Source organism: Moorena sp. SIO4G3 (assembly GCF_010692305.1).
Classification (GTDB): domain Bacteria; phylum Cyanobacteriota; class Cyanobacteriia; order Cyanobacteriales; family Coleofasciculaceae; genus Moorena; species Moorena producens_A.
Genome location: NZ_JAAHIG010000014.1, coordinates 15,576 through 30,332, shown reverse-complemented (window position 1 = coordinate 30,332; position 14,757 = coordinate 15,576). Strand labels below are relative to the sequence as shown.

Here is a 14,757-nt window from a genome sequence, read left to right as displayed (position 1 = left end):
ACCGGTCGTTAATAGGAGATTCTCAAGTCCATGTTCAGTCGTGCTGCTTTCTTGAAGGTATTGACAAAATAACTTCGCTGTTGCTATTAATAGTGTGTTCGCTCTGGCTTTCCATTTGAAGTACAGGGCAGAAGACATATTACATCCAGTCTAACCTTGATACTGCCCCTAAACTTGGGATTTAGGAAAAAAAGTGTAAAGTTTATTTTTTCTTGCTGGCTATCCAGAATGACTATAGGTTTTCGCTGATTCAGAGATCCAAGGTTTAAAAGCCTTGGATAACAATGCTTTCGAGAATTCTGAGGAATAAACCTCCCGGAAACACAGATATAGCCATACTATAATAATTTACAGGTTAATTATGTCCAAAAATCGTTTACTAATTGTGTTTGGTGGTACAGATGAACATGAATATCAAACGATTTTCCCTAGCGATCAAGTTAGTGAAGTTGATATCCTCCAGTTTAACTTTGTCAACTGGTATCCCAATATTTGGTGTAATCAGAATCGATATTTATGGCGCGAGCACGTCTACACTAATTGGGAGTACGGTTCATCTATCAAGGCAAAGGCGATTCTGGATTCCCTCAAATGGGCAGCAAACAAGCTGTGGGATGACTTTACTTGGTTCAATGTTAATCCAGCGGGGCTTTCCGCGAAAGATGTTCGCGGGCTAACAGACATTTCACAAACCATTATCGAAGCCTGCATCAAAAATTGGGATAACCCATCCTTTGACCAATATGAAGATATCTTTGTGGTCGCACACAGCCGAGGCTGCCTTTTGGGTATAAGCAATTTGCCTGGACTTCATCAAAAATTTGGTAACAAGTTAAAGCGGGTCGTCCTACTCGATCCTGTTTGCATGAGAGTTGGTGGGGACAATCCTCTTTCTGAGAATGTCAAAACCTTTCACCAGATGGTAAATTCTGTAGATACAATGGAATATCACATTGTGATCAGAACTAAAAAAGACTATCCCTTTGCCTCATACGCAGGAGAGTTGGTTGGAATCAATTCTACAGATCCCCTTTTGGGGCTAGAATATCATCGGAAATTTAGCGACACAGAAAATATTCGTATGAAGAATGTTTATATCCAAGTTGCTGATATGGGGCATAGTGGTATGCTGACTGATAAATTCCAGGCAGGTTTTCCGCATTATATGAATATAATCTCCCAAGCTGCGTGGAATACAGTTTGTGTGGGCAATGATGAGATGCCTGTTACGAAAGCAACCGATCAATCTCTCCAAGTAAAGAACTATTGTGATGGTAAAATTTATGCTGACGGATGGGATGGCAATGATTGGGACAAGGAAATTCGCGATGAGATCATAGATAGTAGTCAAGAATATCAAATGGGTCGCTACGTAGCATGGTTGCAATGTTATACGCGGAGACTAGAGCAAAACGCTTAATTTGCCTCGTAAGTTTTATTGGAAAGATTTAAGTTGACGAGGCTATTAGAACTGGTAGTTATAATGGAGAAAGATACGATCGCATAATAACGGCATATTGCAACAGTGATACCAGGTTTCATAACCTTAACAGGACTTTATTGCCTCGTTAAGTGTTATGTTTAGTTACTCCAAATTATTGCTAAAGAAATCTTTAAACAATTATTAGCACTTTCTAGCAAATTTATTCACTTTATAGCAAGGACAAAAAGCTGCGCGTCACAACTAAACCCCTAATTCCAAGCAAAGCTGTTCCCAAACCCACTCTTGTCCCAAGTCTCCCAACTTGGCAACTTTTTGTAAATAATTCTTGTATTTTTTCTGCTGTTCTGCTGATGCTCCGATAAGTACAGAATTACGTCGCCAATCCAAGGGCGGCAAGTAGTTGAATTTCTCTAAAAACTTTTGTCCCGCCCACTCTGGCGGCTATTCTTTGTGGTAAGGAGCTTTAAGCAACCTCTGATATACGGCATACTGCACTTTTTCCTCATTACTTACCCAGTACCGGATCATCCTCCCTGTCGGTAACTCCTTTAAGGGTCTATCAATATCAAATTTCTGCTTACAACAAGGACATACCCTGTAGCAAGCCAAGATCTCACTCAGCAAAACAGTAATAGCAAACCTTCATCAGAGCATCCCCCTTTTGTTTCCTGTCAGGAAGCTCGGTCTTTTTTCCCTACACCCTACACCCCACACCCTACACCCTACCCCCTGAGCTACAGAGTTCCTGAACCGAGTGCTGCCTGGGGTACATTAGCTTTGGTTGGTGCCTTCGGTGCAGGTTCATTACTAAAGCGCCTGCCTAAAGCAAGCAGAAAGCTGATCAACTGATGCCATCACGATAATATAGCCATTGAGTTACTCAGAGCATAGGTATGTAGCGCTACAGTCAACTGAAGTTATGGGATTGACCTTGGCCTTTAGGCCACGCTACGGGAATGGTTACGCTTTCGGCAAAGCCGAAGCTTCCGCGCTTGTGCGATTGACCGTAGGCCACGCTACGCTCCGGAAGCTTCGGCCTTTGGCCACGCTTTGCGAACGCTTCCGCTAAAAGCGATCGCTTTTGATTCCCAAGCAGTGATACCTAATGTGAATTCACTCAACTCCATCCCTGGAACTCTATAGCACTACCTATTAAGGTGTTTGACATTTATACAATCAGCAAAAGCGTTGTAGTCAACTTTTGCCTGTTGCCTTTTGCCTCTTGCCTTGCGCGTAGCGCTATACTACTGATTCTGATTCCACCCAAGATTTATCTTGGGTGGAATTGTTTTATGAGGTTTTCTCAGGTCTAGCTTTCAAGGGAGCGACGCACAAGCAACAAAAATATAACTAATTTAATTTTGGTTATAAAAACCTAGAGATTTCTTCAGGTTTACTTAATACTTGTTATGACTTGACCCACTAGTAGGGTTATTTTTCAAATCAACCAAGACACAACTGAATTACTTTTGTCACTTTTTTCATTGATTACCCCCTTGCCATCCTGGAATAAAGCCTAGAGGATAGTCATGGAATAAGGCAATAAAACCTCTAAACACCTAGTATATATATACTGGCAATCGACCAAGATATAACTGAATTACTTTTGTCACTTTTTTCCTTGATTAACCCCTTGCCATCCTGGAATAAACTCGAGAGGATACTCATGGAATTAGGAAATCAAACCTCTAATCCTAAACAAGACAACTTGACTGAATAGGACATTTACTAATGGCTAACATTACAATCTCTAACCTTGCTATTTCACCTGTTTCTGAAAGCTTCATTACTGAACTCGATGAGCATAATATCAACGGGATCATCGGCGGAGATAAGATAAAAATAAAAGGGGGTAAAATTATTAAATGTAAAGGTAAATGTTGCGCAGAAATAATAAAAATACTAAAAGCTTAGAACTAGGTGTTCTGATAAAATACCTAATTAGGTATAAAATAATCCTCTGGTATCTATCAGAGGATTATTTGATTAATTCAGCAATATCTACTAAATTTAGTCCTCTAACTTTGATTCCAGATTTTTCACCACCTCAATTTTCCCAATTTGTTGCTTCAGCCATCCACTAAACAAATCCGAGATAATTTGATACCTGAGCTGCTCATCCAATTCCCCTTGAACAATCTCCTCAACCAAAATCAAATGCACTCCCTGAGCAGTCACAATCGGCTTAAGCACTTCTGGCGGAGTAGCAGCAAAAACAGCAGCGGAAATCTCGGGCTTCAAATCGTTACGGTACATTATCCCCCGATAGCCAAGTTTTCGACGTAACTCCTGATCCTGAATATAGTCGTGAGCCACATCATAAAAACTGACATCCCCTTCCTGAATTTCATAGAAAAGTTCCAGAGCCAAATCCTGATCATCTAATACCACTTCATACATCACCACACCCGCATAATCCAACTGATTTTCATAAAAATAAGACTCAACGTTATCCGCAAATAAATGATCAGCTAACTTTCCAGAGGTAACCGTGTCATAGACAACTTCTTCAAAATCATCCAGAGACATACCACGTTGTTCTAACCAAGCCCAAGTTTCATCAGCACTACTGAGGTTGTTCATTAATCGCGTTTGGTCAGCTACTTCCTGAAGTTCTTCAACCTCAATAGTTATCCCCGCTTGATCCACAGCATCCTTGATTACCTGACGATTAAGAATCTCCTCAACTAGTTCAGGAATATTACCCGATAGCTTAACTTGATGCCAAATATCTTCCTTAGTAATAGTCATCTTTGGGTGAGAATTAACCATAAGTTTTGACCTAATTTACTTCTTGATTAGTGGTTTTATAATTATCAGTTTAGATGTGAAACTAGAAGTTATGGGAACAGGGAACAGGGAACAGGGAACAGGGAACAGGTAAGTCAGAAGAGGGAAGTCGGAAGTTGGATAAAGATCAATTTCATCTGGCAATAGAAAGCTAATATCATTTTATGACAATTACCTTTAATAAAAATCTCCCCTATCTCCCTATCTCCCCATCTCCCTATCTCCCTATCTCCCTATCTCCCTATCTCCCCATCTCCCTATCTCCCTATCTCCCCATCTCCCTATCTCCCCCTCTCCCCACCCTCCCCACACTTCTTTTAGTTATAGATTTACAAATATGAAATGCACCCAACATCTACAACTTCAACCCTCCCTGCTGTAACTTCTTAAAGGGATCGAGAATAAAATCAATAATCCGACGCTGGCGCACAATCACCTCAGCCATGGCCGTATCTCCAGGACGCAAGGGAATACACTTATCAGCCGAAGCTATACAATCCTGCTTCAGTTCAATTTCTAAATCATAAACTGCTCTTTTACCATTAGGAGTATCCACCTCAGAGGTAGTAGGAGAAATGTCTACTAACTGTCCTGCTACAACTCCATAATCCTGAAACGGATAGGCATCAAATTTAAGCTTCACTGGCATTCCTGTCTCTAAAGAACCACTTTCAGTCGTTGCCATCTGCCCTCGAATTACCAACACCGAACCTGAGGGTGCAATTTCCGCCACCATAGTTCCTGACTGCACTACCGCTCCAGCCGCTTGAATCGGTAATTCAAACACCGTACCACTGACCGGTGCCTTTAACACTCGTTGCTTTAACTGAAGCTGCAACGAGTTAATCTCACCCTTACTTTGAGCAATTTCTGAATTGAGGGTAGTTATTTGTGTATCCAAATTCTTCAATTGTTCCTCCACCCTCAGCAGCGCTAATTTACCCGAGTGGCTCAGAGTCTGATAACTTCTTTGTTGTTCCTTTAGTCGTAACTGTGCCTGTTCAATCTCTGCTCGCGCTTGTCGAAGGCTTCGTTCATAACTACTCTGTTGTTCAGTTAGACGTAACTTACTCTGCTCAATCTCTGACTTGGTTTGTTCATACAACCGTTGCCTCTCCTGTAGCAAATCTTCCCGGTCTACTACTTGGATTTCCGAAACAATCCCTTCCTCATAGGCATCCTTGTAACGGTTCACCTCCCGCTCAGCATTATCCAAACGATTCTCAATTATATTAAAAGACTTTTGACTAAGTTTAAAGGTCTGACGCGCCTGATTAACTTGAGCTAACTTTTCTTCTTGTTGTAAATCATAGGAATTCTTCAGAGCCTCCAGATTCTGTAGCGCTTGGTCTACTTGTGTTTGTTTTTCCAACACTTGAGCTTGATTTTGTTGCTGCTGAGTTGCCAATGCTACCACTAATTGATTTTTCAGCAACTCTAACTGAGACAAGCGATTTAAGTGACCTTTTAACTTATCTTGTACTTGCCTTAGCTCTGAATTAACTAACTCAGATTCTAATACTAATAACTGTTGTCCAGCGTCTACTTTATCTCCCTTTTTTACCTTAATATATTCTACGGTTCCCGCCACAGCTGCATCCAGCCTCACCGTGTTTCCTTTCGGTTCTAGTCGTCCCCTAGCCGTACCGGTTTCATCCACTTGAGATAGTATAGCCCAGGGCAAAATCAGGCCAACAAATGTGATTAGAAAGTACATCAGTCCCCTTGTCCAAACTTGGGGTAAACTATCGAGTAGTTCTTGAGTGGCCTCAGACCAATCATCCCGAGATGAAGCTGGTGTTGGAGAAGTCAAGGTTTCTTGGTGTTGTTGGGGGGCAGGATCTCCGTTTACTTGTCTGTTTAATGTATTTGGCATGGGTTTAGTGATTAGTAATTAGTGATTTAGCAACGGGAACAGGGAGTAGGGAGTAGGGAGTAGGGAGTAGGGAGTAGGGAGTAGGGAGTAGGGAGTAGGGAGTAGGGAGTANTGAGACTTCATCATGGAAGATCGGGCTCAAATTGAAGCGCAATCCCAAAGGAGAGCTACAGGTGATGCTAACGACATAATCATTGAAGCTGGTTTACTTTCCTTAAGCAATAAGAGCAGTATCACTGCTGAGGTTAATCGTAACAGTAAGGGAAATCCTGGAAACATCACCATAAAGGTTAAGGAGAAGATTGATATTACCGGCTTAAGTAGCGCAATCAAAACTAACATAGGTCGGGATGCGGGAAACAATCAAACCTTAGAAGAAGGCGCTGCTAACATTGCTAACATTTACATTGAAGCTCGCTCTCTATCCCTCAAAAATGGAGGGAGAATACAAGCTTCTACTAATGGCAAAATAAAAGCAGGTGATGTTGACGTCAAGACCACAGATTTTGTTGACATCTCTGGGGTTTGGGTTAATTCCGATCAAACACAGAAAAGAGAAAGTGGCATATTTACCGAAACTGGAAATCAAGCCAAGGCTGAAGGAGGACTTATTAAGATAGAAACACCGACCTTTCGTCTATCAGATGGTGCACTTTTGAATGCTCAAAGCCAAAGTTACTTTCGGGGTGGTGATATCGAAATTGATGCCAATGACGTGAAAGTAACCGATGGTGCTAAAGTCATCGCCACTTCCCAAAAAAGCCGAGGTGGTGACATAAGATTAGATTTAGACACCTTGACCGTAAACAACAGCGAAATTTCTGCTTCTACCGAAACAGGGAGCGCAGGAAACGTGGAAGTGGTGGCTAAAGACTCAGTGCTGTTAAGTGGAACTCTACCAGATGATCCTATAAGTCCAAATCTACCAGAGGATCCTAAATCTCCCGCAGGAATATTCGCTGCAGCAACCGAAGGGGGTACGGCTCAAAATGTGACTATAGAAACAGACGAGCTAACTGTCGAGAAGGGAGCACGAATAGCAGTAAGCGCTGTACCATTAACTCAGAATGGTTTTCCAGAGACTGAAGTGGATGAGAGCAAGCTAGGACAGGCTGGCACACTGGAAATTAAGGCTGATTCTCTAACCCTAGACAACGGCCAACTTATAGCTGCTACTGGACAAAAAACCGAAGACAAAGATGCAGCAACTATCGATATCAATGTACCAGGAGTGATCATACTCGATAACAACAGCCTAATTTTGGCTAGCGCTACAGGAAATGGGGTCGATGGTGGAAATATCGATATTTCTGGTGGAGTATTACTAGCGCTGCCTTTAACTAATGATGAGAAAGGTAGCGATATATTTGCTAATGCTCAGAAAGGGGATGGTGGAAGAATCGACATCACCCTCGAGGGCTTATTCAATATGAAAGTACTGGAAGATACCAGTGCGTTTACAGACTCAGATGGAAAGATAATCGAATCCCTTGCTTTTGAGAATAATGATAGTGAAATAGCAGCTATTAGCTTTAGCAGCGGTCAATCTGGGCCTGTGACTAGGGATATTACCAACTCAGCACAGGATCCTGAAAACTTACCAACATCAGTAGTTGACCCTTCAGCATTAATTGTTGCCAACTGTCCCAGGAGTGGAAAAGTAGCTGTAGATGAACTGGGTGAATTCATTGTTACTGGACGAGGTGGCTTACCCCCGAGTCCCCTAGACCCAATCAATCAACAGTCTGTACTGGTAGATTGGATCACCCTTGATACTGAAGAAGAGAAGATCGAAGAAGCTACTTCTACTCCTACCCCTGAGGTCAGTTACTTGCCCATGAGAGGGAAACGCCGAACTGCCTCTACTCCTACTCCTTCTCGTCCGAAGAAAATTGTGGAAGCTCAGGGTTGGACTGTTGGGGAGGATGGTACGATTATCCTGACGGCTGAACCGAATAATGTTACACCTAAGAGTAATTGGTATATTCCTAGATATTGTGGTAGCAAGGGTTGAGGCAGTTGACTATCAATTCCTTTCGCTGGAGTGGTGTTGCCCATCACTTCTGCTGATCAACTGTGCCTTGGGCATCAGCAACCGAGGATTTTTCATAATTTTCCCTGATCGGAAATCTAAGGCGCGCGTTCCAATGGGCAGGTAAACTGCCCTTGGGTCGCTCCTGCTGATCTGACAGTGATACAGTGATGAATGCGATCGCGTGGGTGCAGTATATGCGATCGCGTGGGTGCAGTATATGATGTTAGTCATCCGTAGCATTTCTCTGCTGGGAGAGAAAACACCCTCGTCACCATTGATCATTCATCCGGTTGACTCACGCCTAAGTACGCCTAAGTCTAGTTATGCTGGTAGTGCAGCCAATATGCCTGCACTAGGGTTCACAACTGAATTACAATTGCTATAGTGATTGTTGCGATTTTTGAAACCCTTGGACTTGGATTCACCTCGGATTTGAGATAAGGGCTAATAATTCGGTATGATAGACGGTTTAGCAGGATTCCGATACAGGACTATTACATATAGTTCCTGTGTAAGGCGCAGATTTGTTTCCAAATGCCTATTGATTCTTGTCGGCTTACTGAGCTGCTGGTATCTACTGGGAACACCATCAGCATTAGCAAGTTTCGATGATGACAGCTTTGATGGTAATATTTTTGCTCTGTATGCTGGTAATGGCTCTATAGTCCCACCACGAATTACCTTAGAAGATTCTTTGCGCAGGAAAAAGCCAGCTTTGTTGGTGTTCTACGTAGATGACAGTAGGGATTGCAAGCTATATTCTGTGACTATCTCTAAGTTACAGGAGCCTTATGGTAGGGCAGCGAGTTTTATTCCAGTCAACATCGACACTTTGTTAGCCGATGCTACCTATACACCCACAGAAGCGGGATACTACTACCAAGATTTAATTCCCCAGACAGTACTGATTGACCAAAATGCAGAGGTAGTACTCAACGAAATTGGACAAGTTCCTTATGAACAGATAGATGATGTGTTTCGGGAAGTGTTTAACTTACTACCCCGTTCAGAATCTGTAGAGTTAAAGCTGCGCACTGTCAATGATATAAATGCTCAGTTAACATCAGAGTGATTTAATTGGCTTAGTGCTGAGACATCCATCCAATCAAACTCCCACAACGTAACATGAAGACAATTGTTTTAGTCATGAGTGAACTGCCATTGGCGTTTACCCTATTTTTTTGTCACGTTTACGGGTTAAGCTATTTGTAAGTACAGTTAACATCCGTGCTGATGTCCAAGGTTTACAGCACACAGGAGCTAATCGAAATTTTGGCTCAAGAACGTCGTTCGTGCATGAATGGGCAACGTCTTAATCTGGCAGCTTCGGTGTCTGGTAACCCTGTGATTGATCGCTTTCTGAAACCGGAGGGAATTCAAAAGTTCAGTGCTTATAACGACTTTAAAGCCGCAGTTCACAGCTACCAACGGCAACACCAAGTTTCAGGCATTATTTGGCGCGAACTGACTATGAAAGGAAAGACTCTACGTTATCCTGCTATTGATGAGCAGTTAGCCGCCCTAGACAGTGACCTGAAAATCCTTAAAGCTGCCAAAGCTGACCTCTTAGAGTTTTGGTATACAGGCATCCAAGGTATGGACTTATACCTAAGTATTAATTTTGGTAAAGACTATCAAAAAATTATGCCCAATGATGTAAAAGAGGTCGCCCAAAAAACGGAATGGGCAAATCTCTATGAATATAAGAATTACAACTTTTGGGAAATTATATTGCAGTTAGGTTGGGGTAAACCTGAAGAAGCATCCTATAAACGGGGATGGCCGACATCAGGAAGTGAGTACATTCATGCAGTTAATCCAGGCAAGTGCCCAATTTGTTGACCGCTATCGCCAGGTCGATGGGTTATGGGGTGCATAAAGCAGTATTATAAATAAACGAGGAGCGGTCAAACATGAAGGAACAAACTATTAATCAAGTTATTGATCAACCAATAGAAGAATTGGACTATTCAATTCGACAGGAATTAACCAAGCTTGGCAATCAAGCCGCAAAGATGGGTTTAATTGGTGGACATGGTTATTACTTAGGAAGGTACGAAATTCTATGCAAAGGTCAAATCTTCACTCTTTCACCAGAAGAAGCTTACTCTTACCTAAAAAAATTGGTAGCACAACACCAAAGATAATTGGTAAACTATGAAGGATGAAGGATGAAGGATGAATTATGAAAATTTATCCTTCATCCTTCATCCTTATCCTTAATACTTGGGCATTACCACCGTGCCTGGGCACCAGACCAAATGTGTTCTACTGATTCACCATAAACCATAGGTTCATCCTCAAAGGTAAGAGCAGTGTAACCATTGGGTTCAACAGACCACATTGGCCAATACTCATTGCCCAACTCACCAGCCTGAAATAGCACTTGATCTGGATTAGCTTGACTCCAGCCTAGCAACAGTGCATTAGTATAATGAATGCGCTTAGGAGCCAAGGTGGTGACAGTATTTTGGTTCCGATCCCAAATTACTGCGTAATCAGAAGCATCTGAGGTATTAAAAAAACCTTCAAATTGCCGCCCTAGAAGGCGATCGCTTGACTCTGTCCAAGACACCGGAATCAGAATAGAGATCGCGCCGCTTAATTTATCATCATTTATATGGTTAGCTAAGGGAGAAGATGCAGTTATGATGCGCAAATCTCCAGTCTGCAAATTTTCTAGAAACATTACACTACTGATGCGGCTGCGGTACAGTTCCGGCTGTGCTTGTAGTTGAATCCGACTATAGGCAGCATACTTGCCATCGGGAGACACTAGTGATTGGCTGCGATAGTACCTAGACCCAAAACTCTGATTAGCAACCAGTTCAGCGTGGGTTTCCAAGACCCAATTCCAAGGAATAGGATAAGGACTGTTGAGCGGGTCACTCTGAACGTATGGTTCCGTTAGATCAGGTTTGATAGCTTCTGTTGCGTCCCTTAAAGGCTGGGAAAATATCACCGATGATTGACTGGCTACGAAGGATTCATTAGCCTTGGCTTTCTCAGCAAATAGGCTAGATGTTATCAACATCAAAGTTGCTAACAAGAGTCCTAGTGGTTGATTTTTAAGCCATCCTGCTAAACTCAATTGCCTTTTCAACATTGATTGGTCTTTCAGTTACTAATTAGCGTTTCTAGTTAGAGGAGCAACCCCAAGAAACTAGACTATAGTTCCTTAACTTTAGGTGTAAAAGGCTCAAAAGTGATCAACTCGCCCTACCGACCCTGCATTACGGAGGGGGTTTCTTACACTTCGACTCAGTCAGTTACCATTACCCTCCACTATGAAGGTACCGAAGGCAGACAAAGAAAATAAGCCAGGGAAAAATTAACAATTAACACTCTTTCCTTCCCCTAAGAGGTCTTGGCTGAAGTGGGTAGCCCTCACACAAAAGTTGTTAAAAGTTGTTAGGCTTGGAATTGGAATTAACTGGTTGGTTTGGAGGGGTTAGTGTTATGATAATCATTTTTAATTAAACCTGGTTTTCTTGAATTCTTATATAATGTTAAATACCCGCGTTTGACCCCTAACGGAGTACAATTGGAGAATCCTGCCTCATTATGTTGAAGGAGATCTAACAAAATTCGGTGTGACTCAACCCGCTACTTCCAACACCAATAACAGACCTGAAACCTCAATAAGTATACTGAACTGCCTACTGATCTTAATTTTCAGGCTACTACTGCTAGGCGTAGGGAGTGGCTTGGCCTTGATATTTGGCATTGTTGTTGCCAATGCTTACCCTAACCCGAATCCAGAAAAACCCCTGATATTAAAATTACTGGAGCATCTGGATAACAAGGGAGAATCAAGGTTTTTCAATTTTAGTTCAATTCGGGAACCAACGGAAGCCAATCTACTAAAACAATTGACACCGGTTCAAAGAGTCCAGGTCAAAGCTCAGCTAAGTGAGTTAGACAAGCGACTGAAGAGATTGAGTGAGGACGTGACAATGTTGGAAACTCAATTGGGAACCTCGGGAGGGAATGAATCTCTCGAAAAGCGCATCCAAGGGATCACTTTGCTCCTCAAGGAACCATCGACTCTAAGTAGCGATGCTCCATTAGTTGGTAATAGCAATGGCAATCGATTAGCTGCCTCGGCTGCCGACAAGTTGAAAGTCACGTTGCCCAGTGATATTTTATTTCAGAAAAGTAAAAGTACGTTACGCCCAGAAGCAGGTTTGATCCTAGAGAAAATTGTCACAGATTTGCAAGCCTATCCCGGCAGTACAATCCGGATTGCTATCCACACCGACAACCCCCGCGAAGCCAAAGAGAATCGAAACCTTTCATTTAAGCGTGCCAAAGCAGTTCAGCAGTATCTTAGTAGTGCTTTAGACGATCCATACCGTTGGCTGATTATTGGCTACGGAGAAACTCGTCCTCTGGTCGCTAATGATACTGAGGTTAATCAGCAACGTAATCGTCGGGTGGAAATTGCTGTGGATTAGTCATTAGTTATAAGGTTAGAAGGTTATTTGCTTGAAAGTTATTTGGTTGTTTCCCTTGGGCGTCCCTTGTAGGGTAGGTTGAAGATTAGAGCCTTAACAACTCAAATCTGGATGTATAACCAGCTAACCTTGGCCAAAAGGCCACGCGTGCGCGTTCAACCAGCTAACCTTCAACCAGCTAACCTTCAACCAGCTAACCTTCAACCAGCTAACTTTCAACCAGCTAACCTTCAACCAGCTAACCTTCAACCAGCTAACCTTCAACCCATTAGTTATTGGTAATTTCTAGATGCGAGTTGTATTCTTTGGTACTCCCCAATTTGCTCTACCTTGTTTGGAAGGTTTGTTGAACCATCCTGAATTTGAGGTGGTGGGTGTGGTGACTCAGCCGGATAAGCGTCGAGGACGTGGTAACCAGCTGATTCCTTCCCCAGTAAAATCAATAGCATTAGCACATAAACTACCAGTTTGGCAACCGCAGCGCCTGAAAAAGCATAGGGAAACCCTAACTCAGCTCAGGCAGGTAAAGGCTGATGCTTTTGTGGTGGTTGCCTATGGGCAGATTCTCTCCCAAGAGATTCTGGATATGCCTACGGGAGGTTGTATCAATGTACATGGCTCAATTTTGCCTAAGTATCGCGGAGCAGCTCCGATCCAGTGGTGTCTATATAATGGTGAAGCCCAAACTGGCATCACGACGATGTTGATGGATGCTGGAATGGATACTGGAGCAATGCTCTTGAAAGCATATACACCAATCAGACTATTGGATACTGCCCAGGATTTGGCAAAAACTCTGAGCAATTTGGGAGCTGATTTGTTGATTGAAACCCTACTGAAGCAAGAGTTACAGGAAATCCAAGCAATTCCTCAAGATCAATCTGAGGCTACCTATGCACCACTGATTCAAAAGTCAGATTATGGCCTAGATTGGTCACGCTCCAACTTGGAGTTACACAATCAGATTCGGGGATTTTTCCCAAACTGCGTTACCTCATTTCGGGGTAAATCTCTGAAAATCAGTGCCACTGCTCCCTTAGATTCGGCTTACTTATCCGAGTTGCCTTCACAGTTAAAAATGCGATCGCAGGAGTGGTCTACTCTTGATGTTGGTTCAGGTCGTCCTGGAGAAGTTGTCAAGATTGCCAAGGCAATCGGTCCAATTATTCAAACTGGAAATGGACTGTTGTTGTTGCAGCAAGTGCAATTAGCTGGCAAACGTGCTCAATCTGCTTGGGATTTTGCCAATGGTATGCGTTTAGAACTAGGAGAAGTTCTAGGTAATCCTTAGTGAGTTAGTTCCGGTTTTCAAGGGTTTGTAAAAGCGGCAAGAATCACACGGTCCGTCTGGATTGACTGCACAACGAATCAATTCAGAGTGAGCATTGAAATAGCAGCTGGCATCCCCAATTACCCAACGCCCCTGGAGCAGGCTTTTTTCACTAGGGTGTCCAGAAGACTGCACATACAGAGCAATTTTATACAAACGATAGCGCCCTGACTTAAGACAGTAGCGGTGGCGGCGCTCTAAAACTGTGTAGGTTTTACCTTTAAAGTCGAGATAGTTACCGGGTTGAGGTATCCAATCCAGTTGAACATTGCCAATGGTCTGACGTGGGTGGGTCAAAATTAACTCTGTCGGTAGAGAATCAGGCTCCATAGTGCTTATTGTCATTCACGCTACAGTTGAATGGTATCGCAGGCTGTGGGCTGACTATCTAGCCCAACAGAATTCTACATAGAATTGTCCGGTTAAGTACAACACACTGGCGCTCTTCTTGAAGACTGGATTGATCAACCAAGTGATTAACCGGAGTTGATATTACCCATATTGGGTAATTATTGGTCATTGAGCAAAAAATGTCTTAAATTCGTGATTGGGGTGCATAAAGTTGGGAATTTAGCAAGTTAATTCTGTAGTCAGCTTAAAAGACTGTCAGAGTAAAAGACTATCGTTTCTGTTCTCTTCGTTTCATTAGCAGTTTCTACTTGTTTGCCCAAAACCCCATGACAGCAGTTAGTCCTGTGGTGTGAAATTCATCCAATGTTGAACCAAAAGCCCAGGCTACCAACGTTGTAACATCCTTGAGTTGCAATGTCGGTGGCTTGGGGGTAGAACTGGTGGAGTTGTTCATGGACCTGGATCAATTCACCA

17 protein-coding genes are annotated in these 14,757 nt (G+C 42.7%); 10 read left to right on the top strand and 7 right to left on the bottom strand.

Annotation, left to right across the window (positions count from 1 at the left end; translation table 11 throughout):
* Positions 1 to 361 precede the first annotated feature (361 nt).
* Positions 362 to 1,420, top strand: coding sequence for a hypothetical protein (locus F6J99_RS04495; RefSeq protein WP_293111882.1), 1,059 nt, complete (start codon positions 362 to 364; stop codon positions 1,418 to 1,420).
* 264 nt (positions 1,421 to 1,684) lie between these two features.
* Here the strand turns inward: F6J99_RS04495 and F6J99_RS04490 are convergent, their stop codons facing one another.
* Entirely contained in the window at positions 1,685 to 1,831 is a 147-nt protein-coding gene (locus F6J99_RS04490; protein WP_293111881.1) for a hypothetical protein, read from the bottom strand.
* A gap of 532 nt (positions 1,832 to 2,363) precedes the next feature.
* Between F6J99_RS04490 and F6J99_RS04485 the strand changes: the two genes are divergently transcribed.
* On the top strand, positions 2,364 to 2,513 hold the full coding sequence (locus F6J99_RS04485) for a hypothetical protein (protein ID WP_293111880.1): 150 nt from the start codon (positions 2,364 to 2,366) through the stop codon (positions 2,511 to 2,513).
* 662 nt (positions 2,514 to 3,175) lie between these two features.
* Positions 3,176 to 3,358 (top strand): hypothetical protein, encoded by a 183-nt coding sequence (locus F6J99_RS04480; RefSeq protein WP_293111879.1) that lies wholly within the window; start codon positions 3,176 to 3,178, stop codon positions 3,356 to 3,358.
* 96 nt (positions 3,359 to 3,454) lie between these two features.
* Here the strand turns inward: F6J99_RS04480 and F6J99_RS04475 are convergent, their stop codons facing one another.
* Together F6J99_RS04475 and F6J99_RS04470 are read right to left on the bottom strand one after the other, a co-directional pair.
* Entirely contained in the window at positions 3,455 to 4,216 is a 762-nt protein-coding gene (locus tag F6J99_RS04475) for a peptidylprolyl isomerase (protein ID WP_293111878.1), read from the bottom strand.
* Between the two features lie 373 nt (positions 4,217 to 4,589).
* A complete protein-coding gene (locus F6J99_RS04470) occupies positions 4,590 to 6,110 on the bottom strand; it encodes an HlyD family efflux transporter periplasmic adaptor subunit (RefSeq protein WP_293111877.1) in 1,521 nt (506 codons plus the stop codon).
* Positions 6,111 to 6,234: 124 nt separating this feature from the next.
* Here F6J99_RS04470 and F6J99_RS04465 point away from each other — a divergent pair, with 124 nt between their 5' ends.
* On the top strand, positions 6,235 to 8,124 hold the full coding sequence (locus F6J99_RS04465) for an S-layer family protein (protein ID WP_293111876.1): 1,890 nt from the start codon (positions 6,235 to 6,237) through the stop codon (positions 8,122 to 8,124).
* A 12-nt stretch (positions 8,125 to 8,136) separates the two neighbouring features.
* On the opposite strand, the gene F6J99_RS04460 is transcribed toward F6J99_RS04465, so the two are convergent.
* A complete protein-coding gene (locus tag F6J99_RS04460; protein WP_293111875.1) occupies positions 8,137 to 8,376 on the bottom strand; it encodes a hypothetical protein in 240 nt (79 codons plus the stop codon).
* Between the two features lie 310 nt (positions 8,377 to 8,686).
* On the opposite strand from F6J99_RS04460, the gene F6J99_RS04455 reads away from it, so the two are divergent.
* The 3 genes from F6J99_RS04455 to F6J99_RS04445 all read left to right on the top strand — a co-directional run bounded on the left by F6J99_RS04455 (position 8,687) and on the right by F6J99_RS04445 (position 10,292).
* Entirely contained in the window at positions 8,687 to 9,217 is a 531-nt protein-coding gene (locus tag F6J99_RS04455; protein WP_293020920.1) for a thylakoid membrane photosystem I accumulation factor, read from the top strand.
* A gap of 161 nt (positions 9,218 to 9,378) precedes the next feature.
* Positions 9,379 to 9,987, top strand: coding sequence for a hypothetical protein (locus F6J99_RS04450; RefSeq protein ID WP_293111874.1), 609 nt, complete (start codon positions 9,379 to 9,381; stop codon positions 9,985 to 9,987).
* Between the two features lie 71 nt (positions 9,988 to 10,058).
* Entirely contained in the window at positions 10,059 to 10,292 is a 234-nt protein-coding gene (locus F6J99_RS04445) for a hypothetical protein (RefSeq protein WP_070390715.1), read from the top strand.
* An 86-nt stretch (positions 10,293 to 10,378) separates the two neighbouring features.
* Here F6J99_RS04445 and F6J99_RS04440 read toward each other — a convergent pair whose 3' ends face one another.
* Positions 10,379 to 11,179: a hypothetical protein gene (locus F6J99_RS04440; protein ID WP_293111873.1), complete on the bottom strand. Its 801-nt coding sequence runs from the start codon at positions 11,177 to 11,179 to the stop codon at positions 10,379 to 10,381.
* Between the two features lie 673 nt (positions 11,180 to 11,852).
* Here F6J99_RS04440 and F6J99_RS04435 point away from each other — a divergent pair.
* The 3 genes from F6J99_RS04435 to fmt all read left to right on the top strand — a co-directional run bounded on the left by F6J99_RS04435 (position 11,853) and on the right by fmt (position 13,893).
* Positions 11,853 to 12,602, top strand: coding sequence for an OmpA family protein (locus F6J99_RS04435; protein WP_293111872.1), 750 nt, complete (start codon positions 11,853 to 11,855; stop codon positions 12,600 to 12,602).
* Positions 12,603 to 12,731: 129 nt separating this feature from the next.
* Positions 12,732 to 12,884: a hypothetical protein gene (locus tag F6J99_RS04430; protein WP_293111871.1), complete on the top strand. Its 153-nt coding sequence runs from the start codon at positions 12,732 to 12,734 to the stop codon at positions 12,882 to 12,884.
* Between the two features lie 7 nt (positions 12,885 to 12,891).
* Positions 12,892 to 13,893 carry a methionyl-tRNA formyltransferase gene (gene fmt / locus F6J99_RS04425; RefSeq protein WP_293111870.1) on the top strand — a complete coding sequence of 334 codons (1,002 nt, stop codon included), beginning with the start codon at positions 12,892 to 12,894 and terminating at the stop codon, positions 13,891 to 13,893.
* Here the strand turns inward: fmt and F6J99_RS04420 are convergent.
* On the bottom strand, positions 13,879 to 14,262 hold the full coding sequence (locus F6J99_RS04420) for a DUF6464 family protein (protein ID WP_293111953.1): 384 nt from the start codon (positions 14,260 to 14,262) through the stop codon (positions 13,879 to 13,881). The two genes, fmt and F6J99_RS04420, sit on opposite strands and share 15 nt — an antisense overlap.
* Positions 14,263 to 14,587: 325 nt before the next feature.
* On the bottom strand, positions 14,588 to 14,737 hold the full coding sequence (locus F6J99_RS04415; RefSeq protein ID WP_158069476.1) for a hypothetical protein: 150 nt from the start codon (positions 14,735 to 14,737) through the stop codon (positions 14,588 to 14,590).
* Between the last annotated feature and the right edge of the window lie 20 nt (positions 14,738 to 14,757).